Here is an 18617-nt window from a genome sequence, read left to right as displayed (position 1 = left end):
GGCTTACCACTCAAAGATTTTCCACGCAGGGATCAGCATATCGGGCTGATCCGAACGGATGAAGTTACCGTCGGAGCCATCAGCGCGCACCAGGAAGTAGGGCTTGCCGCCCTTGGGCGTGACCTTGATGGCATACAGAAAGCCATTTTGCCGGTATTCCTGGATGGTCTTGTCGCCTTCCGTGCGAATGGTGACTTGCGGGTCCGCTGACGGCGCATCTTCTGCGGCGATCACGGCCATTGGAGCGATTGCAATCAAGCCGGCCAGCAGCAAGCGATTTAGTGTGCGCATGATAACCTTGTCCCTTTGTCGTCAACGGTCCCGCTATTCTAGCGCCGGACCCGCCGAAAAGGTTGATCCCGCTCATGAGCCAAGCCCCCCTCGTCCTGGTGGACGGTTCTTCTTATCTGTACCGCGCGTTTCATGCGTTGCCACCTTTGACCACTTCCAAAGGCCTGCCCACGGGCGCGGTCAAGGGCGTGCTGAACATGCTCAAGAGTCTGCGCAAGCAGTACCCGGACAGCCCGTTCGCGGTGGTCTTCGACGCCAAGGGCGGGACCTTCCGCGATGACATGTATGCCGAGTACAAGGCCAACCGTCCGAGCATGCCCGACGATATGCGGGTGCAGATCGAGCCCTTGCACGCCAGTGTGATCGCCCTGGGTTTCCCGTTGCTGTGTGTGGAAGGGGTCGAGGCCGACGACGTGATCGGCACCCTGGCCCGCAGCAGCGCGGCGGCGGATCGTCCGGTGGTGATCTCTACCGGCGACAAGGACATGGCCCAGTTGGTGGATGGGCACATTACCCTGGTCAACACCATGTCCGGTAGCAGCATGGATGTGGAGGGCGTGAAGGAGAAATTCGGTGTCGCTCCCGAGCAGATCATCGATTACCTGGCGTTGATGGGCGACTCTTCCGACAACATCCCTGGGGTGCCTGGCATTGGTCCGAAGACCGCTTCCGGGCTGCTGGTGGGGGTCAATGGCGGGCTCAAGGAACTGTATGAGCAGCTCGATATCGTGCCGACCCTGCCGATTCGCGGGGCCAAGACCCTGCCGGCCAAGCTCGAAGAACACAAGGAAATGGCCTTCCTCTCCTATCAGCTGGCAACCATCAAGGTGGACGTGCCGCTGGATATCGGGCTCGACGACCTGCACCTGGGCGAGCCGGATCGCGAGAAGCTGATGGAGCTCTACAGCCTGCTGGAATTCAAGAGCTGGCTCGATGAGTTGCAGCGCGACGCCAAACGCGTCGAGCTCAGTGGTGCCGAGACGGCGCCGGCCGCTGCGCCGCAACCGCCAGCCGCCGAACAGGCACCGCTTGAGCTGCAGTACGAAACCATCCTCGATCAGGAGCGTTTTGCCGTCTGGCTGGAGAAGCTGAAGAACGCCAAGCTGATTGCCTTCGATACCGAGACCACCGGCATCGATGCTCAGCAGGCGCAGCTGGTGGGGCTGTCGTTTGCGGTCAAGGCCGGGGAAGCGGCTTACATCCCGTTGACCCATTCCTACCTGGGCGCGCCGGAGCAGTTGGACCGCGATACCGTGCTGCTGGCCCTGAAGCCGTTGCTGGAAGATCCCAAGCTGCTCAAGGTCGGTCAGCACGCCAAGTTCGACATGAACATCCTGGCCAATTGCGCGATTGGCGGTGACCAGGCCAATGGCATCACCGTGCGCGGCATCGCATTCGACACCATGCTCGAATCCTATGTGCTCAACTCCACCGCCACCCGCCATGACATGGACAGCCTGGCGCAGAAGTACCTGGACCACACCACCGTGAGCTTCCAGGACATCGCCGGCAAGGGTGCCAAGCAGCTGACCTTCGACCAGATTCCGCTGGAACAGGCCGGTCCCTACGCCGCGGAAGATGCCGATATCACCCTGCGCCTGCATCAGGCGCTCTTCGAAAAACTGACTGCCATCCCGAGTCTGGCCAGCGTGCTCACCGATATCGAGATGCCGCTGGTGCCGGTCCTGGCACGCATCGAGCGCCAGGGCGCGCTGGTGGATGACAAGCTTCTAGGCGTGCAGAGCATCGAGCTGGGGGACAAGATGGTGGCCCTGGAGCGCGAAGCCTTCGAGATCGCCGGTGAGGAGTTCAACCTGGGGTCGCCCAAGCAACTGGGGTCCATTCTCTACGACAAGCTTGGCCTGCCGGTGCTGAAAAAGACTGCCAAGGGCCAGCCTTCCACGGCTGAAGAGGTGTTGGCCAAGCTCGCCGAAGACGACTATCCGCTGCCGCGGGTGCTGATGCAGTACCGCTCCATGAGCAAGCTGAAAAGCACCTACACCGATCGTCTGCCGGAGCAGATCAATCCGCGTACCGGGCGCATCCACACCTCCTATCATCAGGCGGTGGCCTCTACCGGCCGGTTGTCCTCCAGCGATCCGAACCTGCAGAACATTCCCGTGCGTACCGCCGAGGGCCGGCGCATTCGCCAGGCCTTTATCGCACCGCCCGGCTACAAGCTGCTGGCGGCGGACTATTCGCAGATCGAGCTGCGGATCATGGCGCACCTGTCCCGGGACGAAGGCCTGCTCAATGCCTTCCGCAACAACCTGGATGTGCACACCGCCACCGCGGCCGAAGTGTTCAAGGTGGAGCTCAAGGATGTGACGTCCGATCAGCGTCGCAGCGCCAAGGCCATCAACTTCGGGCTGATCTACGGCATGGGCGCGCAGAAGCTGGGCAAGGACATTGGTGTCGATACCAAACAGGCCAAGGCCTATATCGATACCTATTTCGCCCGCTATCCGGGGGTTCGCGAATACATGGATCGGACCCGCGCCCAGGCGGCGGACCAGGGCTATGTCGAGACTATCTTCGGGCGTCGGCTGTACTTGCCGGAGATCAACTCCAACAAGCCGCAGGAGCGTGCCGGTGCCGAGCGCACGGCGATCAACGCGCCGATGCAGGGCACGGCAGCGGACATCATCAAGAAAGCCATGGTGGCGGTGGACAACTGGCTGGAGTCTTCGCAGCTGGATGCTCGGGTCATTCTTCAGGTGCACGACGAACTGGTGCTGGAAGTGCGGGAAGACCTGGTGGACCAGGTGCGTGACGAGATTCGTGGCTACATGAGCGGTGCCGCGACCCTGGATGTGCCGTTATTGGTGGAAGTCGGGGTAGGAAATAACTGGGATGAGGCCCATTAAGGGCACTTTTCAGTGGTTTTTGCCGCGGCATAGTGTCGCGGTAAAAACTGGCGAATGGCTATTAGCGCGGAAAATTTCATCGATTATTGCCAATAGTTTTTGCAACCCGCTGGAACTAATACAGTGAAAGCCCACTCAGAGTTACTGAATGGCTGGTGAAGCCCTTCGATGCTCCTATGTTGTGTTAAGTGTTGGCAGATATCTGGACCCCGCCCTAGCGGTCTAGAACTTGAACCCCGAACTTCCCCCTCCCCATACGAAGTCCGGGGTTTTTTTTGCCTGAAAATTGCCTGGGAAATGACCATGCTGCGTTAAAAGCGCAGCGCGAAATGCTCATTTACAGCCAGTAAACTCCGCTTCCGCACCGCGCTTTTGCCTTGCCTGATCATCCCCCAGGCAATTTTCCCTACGTCTCTCAGGCCTCGGTTTCGGCGCCTTTGTCGGCCAGTTCCATCCAGCCGGCCAATACGGTGTAGGCCTCTTCCAGGCCCATGCGCTTGGGGGCCGAGAACAGTTGGATGGTGACCGCTTCGCCCCAGCCCTTGCGGATTTGCGACTGGACCTTGAGCAAGGTGTTCTTGGCCGCGCCATAGGTCAGCTTGTCGGCCTTGGTCAGCAGGATGTGCATCGGCATGCCGCTGGCCACGGCCCAGTCCAGCATCAGCAGGTCGAAATCGGTCATGGGATGCCGGATGTCCATCATCAGGATCAGGCCTTTTAGGCTCTCGCGGCTGCCCAGATAGGCTTCCAGGTGGCGCTGCCAGTGCTGCTTCAGGGGGATCGGCACCTTGGCGTAGCCGTAGCCCGGCAGGTCGACCAGACGGCGATCGTCGTCTAGCTTGAAGAAGTTCAACAACTGCGTGCGCCCCGGGGTTTTCGAGGTGCGTGCCAGGCTGGCATGGGTCAGGGTGTTCAGGGCGCTGGATTTACCGGCGTTGGAGCGCCCGGCGAAGGCCACTTCAAAGCCGTCATCGTCTGGGCATTGGTCGACTTTGGCGGCGCTGAGCATGAACGTAGCCTGTTGGCACAGACCGAGGATGGGGTTCTTGAGTTGCATGGGATTTCCGAGATAAGTGCGATGCCGAGAGTGGACGCGGCGAGCGGTGTCGTTTCCGTTTCAGTAGCGCCAGTATATAATGCCGCAGATTTTGTGTGCGCTTTGTCCCAGCGTAGGATGAAGTACACGAGAGCGATAAACCTTGACTGCGCACCAGAACGCAGCACGCTCTCAACCCTGAAAAGGTCGTTTTATGACGAAATGGCTGCTAGCTGCCGGTGTCTTGATGCCGCTTTACAGCGCTCAGGCTACACAGGATCCGGAAGCTGTGTACAACCGTGTTTGTGGGGCTTGTCATTCCGGCCAACTACCCACGGCGCCCCGCAAGGGCGACCAGGAAGCTTGGGCGCCGAGGTTGGCGCAAGGTATGGAGACGCTGGTGCAACACGTGACCCAGGGTTTCAAGGCGATGCCGCCGCGTGGTTTGTGCATGGACTGCAGTGCCGAGGATTACCGAGCCATCATCCACTGGATGAGCGAGTGATCCCGGTCCATAACTCTTAACCCTTAGCCGTAGTTGGATTAGCTGATGAACAAATTACTCGTGAGTCTGCTGTTGACCTTGGGCATCACAGGTGTAGCCCATGCCGCAGGCGACGCTGCTGCCGGTCAGGCGAAAGCCGCAGTCTGTGGTGCATGCCACGGCCCTGATGGGAACAGCATGGCGCCAAACTTTCCCAAGCTGGCCGGTCAGGGGGAAAAGTACCTGGACAAGCAGTTGCACGATATCAAGTCTGGCAAGCGGCAAGTGCTGGAAATGACCGGTCTGCTGACCAACCTGAGCGATCAGGACCTGGCGGACATCGCCGCTTACTTCGCCAGCCAGAAAGGCAGCGTCGGTGCCGCCGATCCCAAGGTCGTGGCCCGCGGCGAAGAACTGTTCCGCGGCGGCAAGCTCGATCAGGGCATGCCAGCGTGCACCGGCTGCCACTCGCCTAATGGCGCAGGTAACGCAGCGGCCGGCTTCCCTCATCTGGGTGGCCAGCACGCGCAGTATGTCGCCAAGCAGTTGACCGACTTCCGCGAAGGCAACCGTACCAACGACGGCGACACCATGGTCATGCGCAGCATCGCCGCCAAGTTGAGCAACAAAGACATCGAAGCGGTGTCCAGCTATATTCAGGGCCTGCACTAAGCCGGCTCGATCAAGTTGCCGAGGCTGTTGAACCGCGGCAACGTTAATGATCGATTAATCTGACGGTGCAAGCATAAAGGGTGGCTCAGGCCGCCCTTTTTTATGGCGTCTGCCGCTACACTAGCGAACTCAAGCCCGCCATGATCTGTCTGAATTCAGGTCGCGCGAGGCGCCAAAATTGTCCAGGAGTAAAGCATGCGTAATCTGATTCTCAGCGCCGCTCTCGTCACCGCCAGCCTGTTTGGCGTGACCGCTCAAGCTGCCGAGCCGCTTGAAGCCGGTAAAACCTACGTCGAGCTGAGCAGCGCCGTTCCGGTTGCCGTGCCTGGCAAGATCGAGGTCGTAGAGCTGTTCTGGTATGGCTGCCCACACTGCTACGCCTTCGAGCCGACCATCAATCCCTGGGTTGAAAAACTCCCTGCCGACGTCAACTTCGTGCGCATCCCCGCCATGTTTGGCGGTATCTGGAACGTTCATGGCCAGCTGTTCATCACCCTGGAAGCCATGGGCGTCGAACACAAGGTTCACAAAGCCGTATTCGAAGCCATCCACAACGGCAAGAAACTCGCCACTCCAGAGGAAATGGCCGAGTTCCTGGCAGCCGAAGGCGTCGACAAGGACAAGTTCCTGAGCACCTACAACTCCTTCGCCGTCAAAGGCAAGGTCGAGGACGCCAAGAAGAAGGCCCAGGCCTATCAGATCACCGGCGTACCGACCATGGTGGTCAACGGCAAGTACCGTTTCGACCTGGGCACCGCTGGTGGTCCTGAAGGCGCGCTGAGCGTGGCCGACCAGCTGATCGCCAAAGAGCGCGCAGCCAAGTAAGCGCCGCCGCCATGCCGCGCTGGGGCTCGGAACGCATCGTTGGCCTGCATGATCCGCAGGTCAACGAACACCATTTGGCGTCGAGCGGCCTGCCAGCGGACAGTCGCCTGCGCTTGCTCAGTTTCAATATCCAGGTCGGTATCAGCACCGAGCGCTATCGCCATTACCTGACGCGTGGCTGGCAGCACCTGCTGCCTCACCACGGGCGTGCCGAAAACCTGCAGAAGATCGGCAACCTGCTGGGGGACTTCGACCTGGTAGCCCTGCAGGAAGCCGATGGCGGCAGCCTGCGTTCGGGCTACGTCAATCAAGTGGAGCACCTGGCTCAGCTGGGCGCCTTCCCCTACTGGTATCAACAGCTCAATCGCAACCTTGGACGCCTGGCACAGCACAGCAATGGCGTGCTCAGCCGCTTGCGTCCCTGGGCCATTGAAGACCACCCGCTGCCCGGCCCCAAGGGGCGCGGTGCGATCCTCCTGCGTTTTGGGGAAGGCCCCGAAGCGCTGGTGGTGGTGATGATGCACCTGGCACTGGGTGCCCGGGTCCGAACCCGGCAACTGGCGTATATCCGCGAGTTGATCGGCGGCTACAAACATCAGGTGCTGATGGGGGACATGAACACCCACGCCAGCGATCTGTTGGAGCACTCCCCTCTACGCGACCTCAGCCTGTTGGCGCCGCAATTGCAGGCGACCTTCCCCAGCTGGCGTCCGCAACGTTGCCTGGACCATATCCTGCTCAGCCCCAGCCTGACCCTGGAGCGAGTCGAAGTCCTGGCCCAACCCATATCCGATCACCTGCCGGTCGCGGTAGAGATTCGTCTGCCGGGTTCGCTCACGGCCGATGCATTGCCCGCGTTGAGTCCTGCCCCTCGCGGAACCGATGAATGAGCGACGACGCCCAGCGCTGGAAAGAGAAGTACCTCAAAAGTATCGAACAGCAGGAAAAGCTCGAGCGCCGTTGGGCCGCTCGCCTGGACTTGCTGCGTCGCGGCCTGGTGCGCAGCACCCTGGCGGCGGAAGGCACCGACCGTGCGGTCGACCAGTGCATGAAGGAAATGCGCGAGGTGGTGCGCACCGACGACATGGACGCCGCGCTGGCAGCGCTGCTGCCGCGCCTGGAAAAGGCCGTGCTGGATTCCGAGCAACGGCGTGAAACCCGGGTCGAGCAGATGAGCAGCGCCTTGACGGCGCTGGTGACCCAATTGCAGTCCCTGCCCCTGCCCCGGGAAGTCCGTCGCCCATTGAAGGTCTTCGCCAAGCAGCTGGATGGGCGGGTCACTCAGGCGCGGGAGATTCCCTTGTTACTAGGGGAACTGAGCAGCCTCCAGGGCAAGGCCCTGAGCCAGCTGGAAACCCCGGCCGAGCCAGATCGTCCGAGCCTGCTGCAGCGTCTGTTCGGGGGACGAGACACCGGTGAAGCTCCCCAGGCCGAAGCGGCCCCGCCCGCGGCGCCTGTTCCCGCTGCCAGCGTGCAATCCCCGCCTTTGGCCGAGGCAGCCGCAGAACCGGTGGCAGCGGCTCGCGAGCATTACCAGACCCCGAGCACGGACGTGCCGGAAGTCGCCGCCCCTCCTTCGGCACCCTTGGCAGCGGCCCCGGCCGAGCCCGAGGCGAGCGTGCTGGCGGAGCCTGCGTCCGCCGCGCCGGCCAAGATCGAGGCCGAGGCGGTTGTCGCCTCGGCCCCTCCTTCAGTGGTGGCGTTCGTGCCCCCTGTCCTGGCGCAGGAACAACCGCAGGAGCCCGCGTCCCAGGTCGAGAAGCAAGCGCCCGTTGCAGTCGAGCTGGCGGTCCAGGTTCAGGCGCCGGCATCCGTTGAAGCCGCTCCGGTCGCCCTCGCCGCGTCGCCGGCAGAGGCGCCTATCGAACCTCAGAGCGAGCCGGCTGCGCCCAACCCCGATGAGCTGCTGCCCCAGCCTGCGGTTTCCCCGGCCGTGCTGCTCGACAGCCTGCCCCTGCCGCCGGTCATGGCCGAGGCCCTGGCCGCCATCGATCCGGAGCAATCCGAGCACGATGTGCTCTACGCCCTGCCGGACTCCCCCGAGCCTTCCTATAGCTCGGTGGCCAAGCATATCGAGCACACCCTGCTGGGGCTGCTCGATGACCTGAGCCTGCCGGAGCGCCATCGGCCCCAGGCCGAAGCCATGCGCGATCGTCTGCAGCATGGGTTGAACTGGTATGAATTGCTGCCGATCCTCGATGATCTGGCGGTATTGATGCTGGCGATCACCGATTCGGGTCAGCATGAGTTCGAGGCCTACCTCAAGCAGCTCAATGAGCGTCTGGAAGCCTTCCAGAGCAATCTGCAGGCGGCCAGCGACGGCCATGCCGACAGCAGCTCGGCGGCGCGGGCCATGGACACGCAGATTCGCCAACAGGTCGATGGCCTGCAAAGCAGCGTGCAGGAAGCGGCGGATCTGGATGACCTCAAGCAGGTGCTGGAAAGTCATCTGGAAGGCCTGCTGGGCACCATGGACCAGCACCAGAAGCAGCGCGACGAGCGCGAGAAGGAAGTGGCCGCCCGCCTGCAAAGCCTGGCAGAACGTGTCTCGAGCATGGAGCAGGAAGCCCAGGGCTACCGTGAACACCTGGAAGAACAGCGGCAGAAGGCGCTGATCGACCCGTTGACCGGCTTGCCCAACCGCGCCGCCTGGAGCGAGCGCCTGGAGCATGAGATCGGCCAATGGCAGCAACATGGCAACAGCCTGCTGCTGGCCATGCTCGATCTCGATCACTTCAAGCGGATCAACGACAACTACGGCCATCTGGCCGGGGACAAGGTGTTGAAGATCATTGCCAACGTGCTGCGCAAGCGCCTGCGGGGCAGCGATTTCATCGCCCGTTTCGGTGGCGAGGAGTTCGTCCTGCTGTTGCCCAACACTCCCTGGCCGGTCGGCACGCGAATAGTGGAAGCGCTGCGGGCCGCCGTTGAGGCTTGCCCGTTTCATTTCAAGGGGGAGCCGGTGACCATCACCGTGTCCGTCGGCCTGAGTGCGTTCAAGCCCGGTGATCGCAGCGAACTGGTGATCAAACGGGCCGATCAGGCGCTGTATCGGGCCAAGGACGCTGGTCGCAACCGGGTGGAGGCAGGCTGAGGCGCAGGCCGATTCCTGTCTCAAACCACGGTTTTTGCCCATGGCGGCGCAGGCAGTACGTTACACTGTTGCATTCTTTGTCTGCAGCGTATTGCCCTCTGCCATGAAACGCCTTGCTCTTGCCTTCTTGCTCCTGGTCCTGGCCGGCTGTGCCAGCGGTCCGCGTATCGACACCAGCCACCCCTCGGTGAATTACGATCAGCGCGCCCAGTTCATCATCGTTCACTACACCTCGGCGTCCCTGGAGCGTTCCCTGGCGCTGCTGACGCGGGGCCAGGTCAGCAGCCACTACCTGATCGGCGACGACAAGTCGGCCACCATCTACAAGCTGGTGGACGAGCAGTACCGTGCCTGGCACGCCGGTGAAAGCCAGTGGCAGGGGCGTACCTGGCTCAACTCCAGCTCGATCGGCATCGAGATCGTCAACCCGGGCTTTCGCGACGGACCCAATGGACGGCTCTGGTATCCCTACAGCGAAGCGCAGATCGAGAATCTGATCGTGCTGCTCAAAGACATCAGCAAGCGCAACAACATCTCCCCGCGCCACATCATCGGCCACAGCGACATCGCGCCATCGCGCAAGCTCGATCCGGGTCCGCTGTTTCCCTGGAAGCGCCTGGCCGACGCCGGCCTGGGGCTATGGCCCAATGCCCAGGCGGTGGCCCGTCAGCAGGCGTACTTCGCGGTGAACCTGCCGAGCATCAGTTGGTTCCAGCAGCAACTGGCGCAATTGGGCTACGCCACCCCGCAGACCGGCGAGCTGGATCAAGCCACCCGGCACGTGCTGGCGGCCTTCCAGATGCACTATCGTCCGGGTCGTTTCGACGGCATCCCGGATGCCGAAAGTGCAGCGATGCTGCAGGTCCTCAATCAGACAAAATAATGACGCCGCCGGACGGTCCGGGCCGAATACCCAATCAGTTGCTATAACTCATTGGTATCCCTCGGATCCTCCACGATGCCTGTTCCTCGTGAGCCCACCCGTACCTGGTTCTATCGCCCCTGGTTGCTGGCGACGCTGACGGCTGTGCTGAGCGCGGCGCTGTTGCTGCTCGGCAGTGCCGGGGTGGCCATGCATGAGGTCCAGCAACGGGAGAGCGAGCAGATGAATGCCCAGGGCAAGCGCTTTCTGGAGCGCCTGGAGCAACTGTTCGGGCAACTGCGTGAAGGTCTGGACGTGCTCGAAGCCCAGCCGCTGCGCGAGTGCAGCGCCGAGCTGATCAGCGCCCTGCAGCAGGTCAGCTTCAGCTACCGCTTCATCTATGAAGCGGCCTACATGGATGCCACCCAGACGTGCTCCAACTCGCCGCGGCAGAACCTCGTGCCCTCGCCCAGGGCCCCGGATATCCGCGGGCCGACCTACAGCTACTGGCTCAACACCTCTGCCCAGCCCAATGAAAACCTGGCCGCGCTGATGCTGGGCCGAGGCAATTTTCGCGTGGCCACCTCCCGCGGGCACCTGACCGATGTGGTGGACCTGCCGGCCGGTGGCAGCCTGATGGTGGTGGTCGAGCATGGCGCCCGGGCCATTCCGGTATTGGGTCCGGCCCGTGCCTGGCCGCCGGTGGAGCCTTGGCGCGCCGCTCGCGACGGGCCGCTGCAGGTCACTCCGGACCTGCTGATCTATCGCATGCCGACCCAGAATCCCGAGTACCAGCTGGTGCTGATCACGCCCCGGGCCAGCATGCAGGCGGAGATGCTCGACGGCTGGTGGTGGCTGTTGCCGATCAGCCTGGTGCTGGCGCTGTGTATCGGTGGCCTGGTGTATCAGCTGGCGCGCCAGCGCCAATCCCTGGGGGCGGAGCTGCAAGGCGCTCTGCGCCGTGGCGAGTTGCAGGTGCTGTACCAGCCGATCTTCGACCTCAGCAGCCGGGAGTGTGTCGGGGCCGAAGCCTTGCTGCGCTGGCGCCGTCCGGATGGCACCCTGACCAGCCCCGACCTGTTCATTCCGCTGGCGGAAAACACCGGGCAGATCCGCCAGATCACCGACTTCGTCCTGCAGCGCCTGCTGGAACAACTGGGGCACGTATTGCGGGCCAACCCGCAGCTGTACATCTCGGTCAACCTGGCGGCCTGCGATGTCATGGTGCCGCGCATCGGCCAGGTCATGGCGCGGCTCCTGGCCTTGCACAAGGTGGCCGCGCGGCAGATCGCCTTCGAGGTCACCGAGCGTGGCCTGATCGATGTGGTGGTGGCGCGGGACAACCTGCAGGCGCTGCGGGACGTGGGGCATCAAGTGCTGATCGATGATTTCGGCACCGGCTACTGCAGCCTGGCCTACCTGCAAAGCCTGCCGGTGGATTGCCTGAAGATCGACAAGGCGTTTATCGACGCCCTGGGTCATGACGCTGCCAGCAGTGGCGTGGCGCCCCACATCATCCGCATGGCCCATGCCCTGAAGCTCAAGGTGATCGCCGAGGGCATCGAGTTCGAAGACCAGGCATCGCTGCTCAACAGCGAAGGCGTGAGCTACGGCCAGGGCTGGCTGTTCGCCCATGCCTTGAGCGCGTTGCAGTTCATCGAGCTGATTACCCGGGGGCGGCGCCTGGTGCCCCGGCGCCTGGATGACGAAGCCTGACGCCCTACAGGGGCAAGGCCAGGTAGAACTGGGTGCCTTGTCCCGGCCTTGAGTAGACCCCCATGCGGCCGCCGTGGAGCTGGACGATTTCCTTGCACAGCGCCAGCCCGAGCCCGGCGCCGCCTTTCTTGCGCCCGACCTGGACGAAGGGCTCGAAGATCCGGCCCTGCTGACCGTAGGCAATGCCCTCGCCGTTGTCCTCGACGCTGATGATCACCCGCTCGCCGTGCCGCCGGGCCTGCAGGCGGATCTGGCCGCCGCTGGCGGTATGGCGCAAGGCATTGTCGATCAGGTTGTCCAGCACCCGTTCCAGCTGTGGCCGGTCGGCGTGCAGGCGCGGCAGCGGCGCCTGCAGGTCCAGCAGCAGGCTGATGGCCTGGCGCTGTGCCTGTTCGCGGAAGCGTTCCAGAGTCTGCTCCAGCAGTTCTTCAAGGGGACAGGGAGCAAGGGTGAGCTTCTGCAGGCCGTTCTGATAGCGCGAGAAGTTCAGCAGGTCATTGATCAATTGCATCAGGCGCTGCATTTCTTCGTTGACCGTATTGAGCAGGTCGGTTTCCCGGGACTCTTCGGCGAAGTGCAGGCGCTCCTGGAGCAGGCCGAACGCCATGTGCATGCCGGTCACCGGAGTGCGCAGCTCATGAGAGGCGCGCAGCACGAATTCACTGCGCACCCGCTCGAAGGCGCGTTGTTCGGTGACGTCGTGGAGCACCATCACCGCCCCGAGAATATGGCCCTGGGTGTGACTCACCGGGGTCAGGCTGTAGGTCAGCAGGCGGGATTCGCCGTCGACCTCCACATCCAGGTCGTCCGGGGCCCGCTCCAGGGTGCCGCCGCGCAGGACCAGCTGCAGTTGCTCATCCAGCTCCGGGCGTTGCAGGGCGCTGCCCAGGCCCTGGCCGAGGCGCTCCTGATCCCAGCCCAACTGGCGCTGGGCCACTGGATTGAGGTGCTCCAGGCGGCCTTGGCGGTCGATCATCAACAAGCCGTCGTCGATGCTGTCGAGCACCGCCTGCAGGCGCTGCTGACCGGCCAGCAGTTCATCGACATTGGTTGCCTGATGCTGGCGCAAGGCCTCGGCCATGATGCCGAAACGCCGGGTCAGCAGGTTCATCTCCGCCGCCGCCGAGATGGGCAGGGTGACGTCGAAGTTGCCTTGGCCGATCTTGTCCGCGGCCTTGGCCAGGGCCTCGATCGGCCCGCCAAAGCGCTGGGCGATGGCGTGAGCGGTGACGAAGCCGATGATCAGCACCGCCAGGGCCACCAGACCCAGCAGGCCGGCCACCAGCAGGGCGCGCTCACGGGCCTGGCGCTCCACCTGGCTGATGTTGTCCAGGGCGCTCTTGTGTTCGTTGATCAGGCCGCTGCGCAACGCATTGAAGCGCTCGGTCAGCGCATGGTTGTCGCTGATCCCGGGGGAACCGCTGATGCGCTCGAAGGCCTGGAAGAAACTCAGGTAGTCATCGCGGGCCTGCTGAAAGTGGCTGGGGCCCGGGTTCTGCTGTTCCTGGGCAATGCCCTGGTCGAGCAATGCCAGGTAGTGTTCCCTGGAGGCTTCCAGGGCCGCGCGATCGGGCTCCTTGCTGAGCATGATGATCAGCTGGTCGCCCAGGGTCTGGCGCAGCTTGAGCCCCAGGTCCAGGGTGATGAAGTTGTTGCGGATCAGCGACTCCTGGGTGCTGGCCATCTGCATCACGCTGACCAGCCCGAGCACCAGCCCCAGCAGGGCGACGGTGATCAGGGCCGAGATGCTCAGAAACAGCCGGGTTCGCAGTTTCATCGCTAACTTCATGGGGGAGCGCTCACAGGTTGTACTGTTTGCGTTTGCGGTACAGGGTCGAGGCGTCGATGCCCAGGGTCTTGGCCGCTTGGTCCAGGGTGTCGCTGGTGGCCAGGACCGCGCCGATATGGGCCTTTTCCAGCTCGTCCAGGCTCAGCGCGGCACCGATCCGCGGGGCATTGTTGGTGGGTTGCTCGGCCATGCCCAGGTGGATGATCTCCACCCGTTCCTGGGGACAGATGATGCTTGCCCGTTCCACCACGTTGCGCAGCTCGCGGATGTTGCCCGGCCAGCGATAGTTGAGCAGGGCTTCCCGGGCTTCGTCGCAAAAGCCTCGGGCCGGTCGCGAATACTCTTTGACGAAGCGTGCGAGGAAGCGATCGGCCAGGGTCAGGATGTCTTCGCTGCGTTCGCGCAGGGGTGGCAGGTGCAAGGTGATCACGTTCAGGCGGTACAGCAGGTCTTCGCGAAAGCGCCCGTCGCGCACCATGTCCTCGAGGTTGAGGTTGGTGGCGGCAAGAATCCGCACATCGGCCCGGCGAGTCACCGGGTCGCCGACGCGTTCGTATTCCTTGTCCTGGATGAAGCGCAGCAGCTTGGGTTGCAGGGTCAGGGGGAAGTCGCCGATCTCATCGAGGAACAGGGTGCCGCCGTCGGCCTGATTGACCCGGCCCAGGGTGCTTTCGCTGGCTCCGGTGAAGGCCCCGCGGCTGTGGCCGAACAGCTCGCTTTCCATCAGCTCGGCGGTCAGGGACGGGCAGTTGATGGTCACGCAGGACTTCTTCGCCCGCTTGCTCCAGCCGTGGATGGCCCGCGCCAGTTCGCCCTTGCCGGTGCCCGACTCACCGAGAATCAGAATGTTGGCGTCGGTGCCGGCCACCTGGCGCGCGGTTTCCAGCACCACTTTCATCGCCGGGCTGTGGGAGTCCAGGCCGTCCTTGGGCTTGCGCACCTCACCTTCCAGGGCTTCCAGGCGCGCCGAGAGCTGGCGCACTTCCAGTTGCTTGGCGGTGGCCAGGCGCAGTTGATCGGGGCTGCAGGGCTTGACCAGGTAATCGGCGGCACCGGCCTGGATGGCGTCCACCGCGGTATCCACGGCGGAGTGGGCGGTGACGATCACCACCCGCATCCAGGGCGCCTGGGTGCGCATCTGGGCCAGCACGTCCAGGCCGTTGTCTTCGCCCAGGCGCAGGTCGAGGAAGCACAGGTCGAACACCTGGCGTTGCAGCAGCGCATCCGCCTGGGCTGCGCTGTTGGCGGTGGCCACGGTGTAGCCTTCGTCTTCCAGGCAGTAACGGAAGGTGCGAAGGATGGCGGATTCGTCATCCACCAGCAGGATGCGGCCTTGATTCTCCGGCGCTGACTCCATTTCCCAGGCTCCTTTAATGAATGGTCTTATTTAGTCCCAGATAAATCGGGCAAGTTGCAAGGTTGATTCTGATCGATTCCACGGCATGCAGGTTAGATATCTCCGGCCGAAATCGCTAACCGACTGAAACTCAATGGGTTTTACAGATGCTTGGCATGCACCGGGTCTGTATCAGGCTGTCCGCCGCTCGGCAAAGTTCCCCCTCAGATCAAAAAGCCCTCCAGGCGGTCCGCGTTGATCGTGCATTTCGCACGGTCGGCCAGGGTGCATCGTGCAGGATGCGTGTGAGGCGGCTCTTTTGATCGTGTTTAAGTTGTTGATTTTATTGATATTTATTCCTTTGGAAAAGCTGGCATGCAGACTGCAATAACCCTCTTATCAGCGAAGCACGAGCCATGGCTTCCATAACAACATCGCCACCAGTGTGGGAGGAGTTTCAGGATGAATCGCCAACGTCTTGCCCAATTGCGTATTGCGCCACTGCACCTTCAGCAAGGTCTGTTCGCCAGTCTGGCGTTGCTGGTCACTCTAATCGCCGGGCAACAGTACCAGCGCTGGCAGGACAGTCAGGCGCCTGCCCCGCGGGTGCCGGTCCATCACTTCACCCAGACCCATTTCAGCTCGGTGAGCAGCAAGCTCAACGACGCCACGCCCGTGCAACTGATGGCCGTCGATCAGGCGCAGCCGGCGCTTGAGGCGCCACGTCAGCAACGCTGGGTGTTCTAGGCACCAAGGGCCGGCCCGCATTAGGCGGCGTCCGGCGGCTCCACCGGCACTATCACTAATAGAAGAGTAAGGAGAATCATCATGCTGAGCTGGGCAATCACATTCCTGATCATTGCCATTGTCGCTGCGGTACTGGGCTTCGGTGGTATCGCGGGCACCGCCACGGGTATCGCCAAGATTCTCTTTGTGGTGTTCCTGGTGATGTTCGTCGTTTCGTTCTTCTTTGGCCGTCGTGGCCGAGGCTGAACATGAGTCCCTCGTTGAAGACCCTGGCCGCCGTGCTGTTGCTGGGCGTCAGCGCCCTGGCGTCGGCGGACAATGATGGCCAGGCCCGCGCCAACCAGCTGCTGGGTTCCGATCCGCAGTTTCGTGAAACCTGGCAGAAGGTCGTGCATCAGGAGGAGCGACTGCCCGAATGGGTGATGAACCTGTCGGGTGATGCTCCACAACAGATGAACGCCGTGACCGAGGGGGGCGATCAGTACCTGGTCGGACCGCTGTGCGAAACCGCGCAGAGCTGTCAGAACCAGCGGCTGATCGTTGCCTTCAGCTTCGACAAGAAGCATGCCTATGCCTTGTGGGTCGAAGTACCGGCCGGCCTGCCCGCGGACAAGTCGCCGACGCGGCATGCCAGTTACCGTTTCCTCGGTAAGCCGGACGAAGGCATGCAGGCTTTGCTGCAAGAGCAATTGCGCAAGGATCCGAACTGGTACTGAGTCCGGTATTGCCGATATTGCATAACAGATAGGCGAAAGGGCCGCCCAGGCGCTTTCGACTTTGCACCGCCCGAGGAAGGCGCGTGCATGACCAAGGGGCCGGGATGTTCTGATGCTTGCATGATCGGAGTGACCTAGGGGTACAGGGAGTACCTCCGCAAGGGCCGGGTCAGGAAAGAGCGGCGGCGCAAGCTCTCAAGTCGTCATCGACTTGAAGGGCTTGCGGCGTGCTTGAATGGGCAAAGACCTGTTCTAGAGCTGTTGCTGCATCTACACCGAAGCGAATCCTGAAAAAAATCTTCCTTTGACCCCGATCAAACGTTTCCGGGTGTTTCTCTGCGACCGTATATCGAGAAACTTTGCGGAATAATCCCAGGGTTTCCTGGCGACCGAATCAGAACATTCCCATGTTTTTTACGATCTTTTCCTGACCTCTCAGACATGCCTGCACGCCGCCTGAAATGGCTGTTTCACGGCATTTATGCCTGCCGAAATGTCGTATTCGAACCGGTTGGGACGCTCGTTTTATTTGGAAAAACTCATGCCGATTCGGCATAGGGTAGGCGTTTACGGCATTAGACGTTCCCCCCTTGCATCGGAATAGTTGCGCCTTTTTTCGCCCGCACAGAGCTGTAAATGCTCGCTCGGGATGACCTTATACGGGGGCCGATGCACAAACTTTTCCGCCATTGAGCGTTCCAGTTCGCGCATCAGCCCGAGTCCAACTGAAGTAAGGGTAATGATATGAAGAAGGCAAAATTAAGCCTCGCCTGGCAGATCCTCATTGGTCTGGTCCTGGGGATTGCGATTGGCGCGCTGCTCAATCATTTCAGTGCTGAAAAAGCCTGGTGGGTCAGCAACGTCCTGCAACCTGCGGGCGATATCTTTATCCGCTTGATCAAGATGATCGTGATCCCGATCGTCATCTCCTCGCTGATCGTCGGCATTGCCGGTGTCGGCGACGCCAAGAAACTTGGCCGCATCGGTCTGAAGACCATCATCTACTTCGAAATCGTCACCACCATCGCCATCGTCGTCGGCCTGCTGCTGGCCAACCTGTTCCATCCGGGCGCGGGCATCGACATGAGCACCCTGGGTACCGTGGACATTTCCAAGTACCAGGCCACCGCCGCCGAAGTGCAGCATGAACACGCGTTCATCGAGACCATTCTCAACCTGATTCCATCGAACATCTTCGCGGCCATGGCCCGTGGCGAGATGCTGCCGATCATTTTCTTCTCGGTGCTGTTCGGCCTGGGCCTGTCGAGCCTGCAGTCCGATCTGCGCGAGCCGCTGGTGAAGATGTTCCAGGGCGTCTCCGAGAGCATGTTCAAAGTCACCCACATGATCATGAACTACGCGCCGATTGGTGTGTTTGCCTTGATCTCGGTGACCGTCGCCAACTTCGGTTTTGCCTCTTTGCTGCCGTTGGCCAAGCTGGTGATCCTGGTCTACGTGGCCATCGCTTTCTTCGCTTTCGTGATCCTCGGCCTGATCGCTCGCCTGTTCGGCTTCTCGGTGCTCAAGCTGATGCGCATCTTCAAGGATGAGCTGGTGCTCGCCTACTCCACCGCCAGCTCGGAAACCGTGCTGCCGCGGGTGATCGAGAAGATGGAAGCCTACGGCGCGCCGAAAGCCATCTGCAGCTTCGTGGTGCCAACCGGCTACTCCTTCAACCTCGACGGTTCGACCCTGTACCAGTCCATCGCGGCGATCTTCATCGCCCAGCTGTACGGCATCGACCTGTCCATCAGCCAGCAACTGCTGCTGGTGCTGACCCTGATGGTCACCTCCAAAGGCATCGCCGGGGTTCCGGGCGTGTCCTTCGTGGTGCTGCTGGCGACCCTGGGCAGCGTGGGCATTCCGCTGGAAGGCCTGGCCTTCATCGCCGGTGTCGACCGGGTGATGGACATGGCGCGTACCGCCCTGAACGTGATCGGCAACGCCCTGGCGGTACTGGTCATCGCGCGTTGGGAAGGCATGTACGACGACGCCAAGGGCCAGCGCTACTGGAACTCCCTGCCGCACTGGCGCAGCAAAGAGCCGCTGCCAGTCGGCGAAACCACCAAGGGCTAAGCGCCTGCTGCGTAGGAGCTGGCTTGCCAGCGAAGAGGCCCCAAGCCCTGCACATGCCTGACGCTCGCCTTCGCCGGCAAGCCGGCTCCTACAGATGACAGGCCCC

Annotated in this window: 16 protein-coding genes; 12 read left to right on the top strand and 4 right to left on the bottom strand. The window is 62.2% G+C overall.

The features are described 5' to 3' along the window. Nucleotides 1–3: 3 nt before the first annotated feature. On the bottom strand, nt 4–291 hold the full coding sequence (locus GGI48_RS14500; protein ID WP_047306771.1) for a DUF2782 domain-containing protein: 288 nt from the start codon (nt 289–291) through the stop codon (nt 4–6). 74 nt (nt 292–365) lie between these two features. On the opposite strand from GGI48_RS14500, the gene polA reads away from it, so the two are divergent. Next, a complete protein-coding gene (gene polA / locus GGI48_RS14495) occupies nt 366–3158 on the top strand; it encodes a DNA polymerase I (protein WP_179598889.1) in 2793 nt (930 codons plus the stop codon). Nucleotides 3159–3573: 415 nt separating this feature from the next. On the opposite strand, the gene yihA is transcribed toward polA, so the two are convergent. Then, on the bottom strand, nt 3574–4215 hold the full coding sequence (gene yihA, locus GGI48_RS14490) for a ribosome biogenesis GTP-binding protein YihA/YsxC (RefSeq protein ID WP_060836883.1): 642 nt from the start codon (nt 4213–4215) through the stop codon (nt 3574–3576). 193 nt (nt 4216–4408) lie between these two features. Between yihA and GGI48_RS14485 the strand changes: the two genes are divergently transcribed. The 7 genes from GGI48_RS14485 (at nt 4409) to GGI48_RS14455 (ending at nt 11847) form a co-directional block, all read left to right on the top strand. Then, the gene (locus GGI48_RS14485; RefSeq protein ID WP_016963939.1) at nt 4409–4699 is read left to right on the top strand and encodes a c-type cytochrome; all 291 of its coding nucleotides are present in this window, start codon (nt 4409–4411) and stop codon (nt 4697–4699) included. 45 nt (nt 4700–4744) lie between these two features. Further along, on the top strand, nt 4745–5350 hold the full coding sequence (locus GGI48_RS14480) for a c-type cytochrome (protein WP_016963940.1): 606 nt from the start codon (nt 4745–4747) through the stop codon (nt 5348–5350). A gap of 195 nt (nt 5351–5545) precedes the next feature. Beyond that, a complete protein-coding gene (locus GGI48_RS14475) occupies nt 5546–6175 on the top strand; it encodes a thiol:disulfide interchange protein DsbA/DsbL (RefSeq protein ID WP_016963942.1) in 630 nt (209 codons plus the stop codon). A gap of 11 nt (nt 6176–6186) precedes the next feature. Next, nucleotides 6187–7065, top strand: coding sequence for an endonuclease/exonuclease/phosphatase family protein (locus GGI48_RS14470; protein WP_179598887.1), 879 nt, complete (start codon nt 6187–6189; stop codon nt 7063–7065). Further along, nucleotides 7062–9269 carry a GGDEF domain-containing protein gene (locus GGI48_RS14465; RefSeq protein WP_179598885.1) on the top strand — a complete coding sequence of 736 codons (2208 nt, stop codon included), beginning with the start codon at nt 7062–7064 and terminating at the stop codon, nt 9267–9269. Before GGI48_RS14470 ends, GGI48_RS14465 begins: the two co-directional genes overlap by 4 nt. 103 nt (nt 9270–9372) lie before the next feature. Next, nucleotides 9373–10152, top strand: coding sequence for an N-acetylmuramoyl-L-alanine amidase (locus tag GGI48_RS14460; protein ID WP_016963947.1), 780 nt, complete (start codon nt 9373–9375; stop codon nt 10150–10152). A gap of 75 nt (nt 10153–10227) precedes the next feature. Beyond that, nucleotides 10228–11847, top strand: a complete 1620-nt coding sequence (locus tag GGI48_RS14455) for an EAL domain-containing protein (RefSeq protein WP_179598883.1) — start codon at nt 10228–10230, stop codon at nt 11845–11847. 4 nt (nt 11848–11851) lie between these two features. Here the strand turns inward: GGI48_RS14455 and GGI48_RS14450 are convergent, their stop codons facing one another. Then, on the bottom strand, nt 11852–13636 hold the full coding sequence (locus GGI48_RS14450; RefSeq protein WP_179598881.1) for an ATP-binding protein: 1785 nt from the start codon (nt 13634–13636) through the stop codon (nt 11852–11854). 10 nt (nt 13637–13646) lie between these two features. Next, nucleotides 13647–14993 carry a sigma-54-dependent response regulator transcription factor AlgB gene (gene algB, locus GGI48_RS14445; protein WP_016963951.1) on the bottom strand — a complete coding sequence of 449 codons (1347 nt, stop codon included), beginning with the start codon at nt 14991–14993 and terminating at the stop codon, nt 13647–13649. A 441-nt stretch (nt 14994–15434) separates the two neighbouring features. Between algB and GGI48_RS14440 the strand changes: the two genes are divergently transcribed. The 4 genes from GGI48_RS14440 to gltP all read left to right on the top strand — a co-directional run bounded on the left by GGI48_RS14440 (nt 15435) and on the right by gltP (nt 18511). Continuing rightward, the gene (locus tag GGI48_RS14440) at nt 15435–15719 is read left to right on the top strand and encodes a hypothetical protein (RefSeq protein WP_016963952.1); all 285 of its coding nucleotides are present in this window, start codon (nt 15435–15437) and stop codon (nt 15717–15719) included. 81 nt (nt 15720–15800) lie between these two features. Then, nucleotides 15801–15965, top strand: a complete 165-nt coding sequence (locus tag GGI48_RS14435) for a DUF1328 domain-containing protein (RefSeq protein ID WP_002555679.1) — start codon at nt 15801–15803, stop codon at nt 15963–15965. Nucleotides 15966–15967: 2 nt separating this feature from the next. Further along, complete coding sequence (locus GGI48_RS14430; protein WP_179598880.1) at nt 15968–16435, top strand: inhibitor of vertebrate lysozyme family protein; 468 nt, start codon at nt 15968–15970, stop codon at nt 16433–16435. Between the two features lie 744 nt (nt 16436–17179). After that, entirely contained in the window at nt 17180–18511 is a 1332-nt protein-coding gene (gene gltP / locus GGI48_RS14425; protein ID WP_179598877.1) for a glutamate/aspartate:proton symporter GltP, read from the top strand. The last annotated feature ends 106 nt before the right edge of the window (nt 18512–18617 follow it).

This window comes from Pseudomonas protegens (genome assembly GCF_013407925.2).
Classification (GTDB): Bacteria; Pseudomonadota; Gammaproteobacteria; order Pseudomonadales; family Pseudomonadaceae; genus Aquipseudomonas; species Aquipseudomonas fluorescens_AP.
This window is presented reverse-complemented; position numbering and strand designations above follow the sequence as displayed.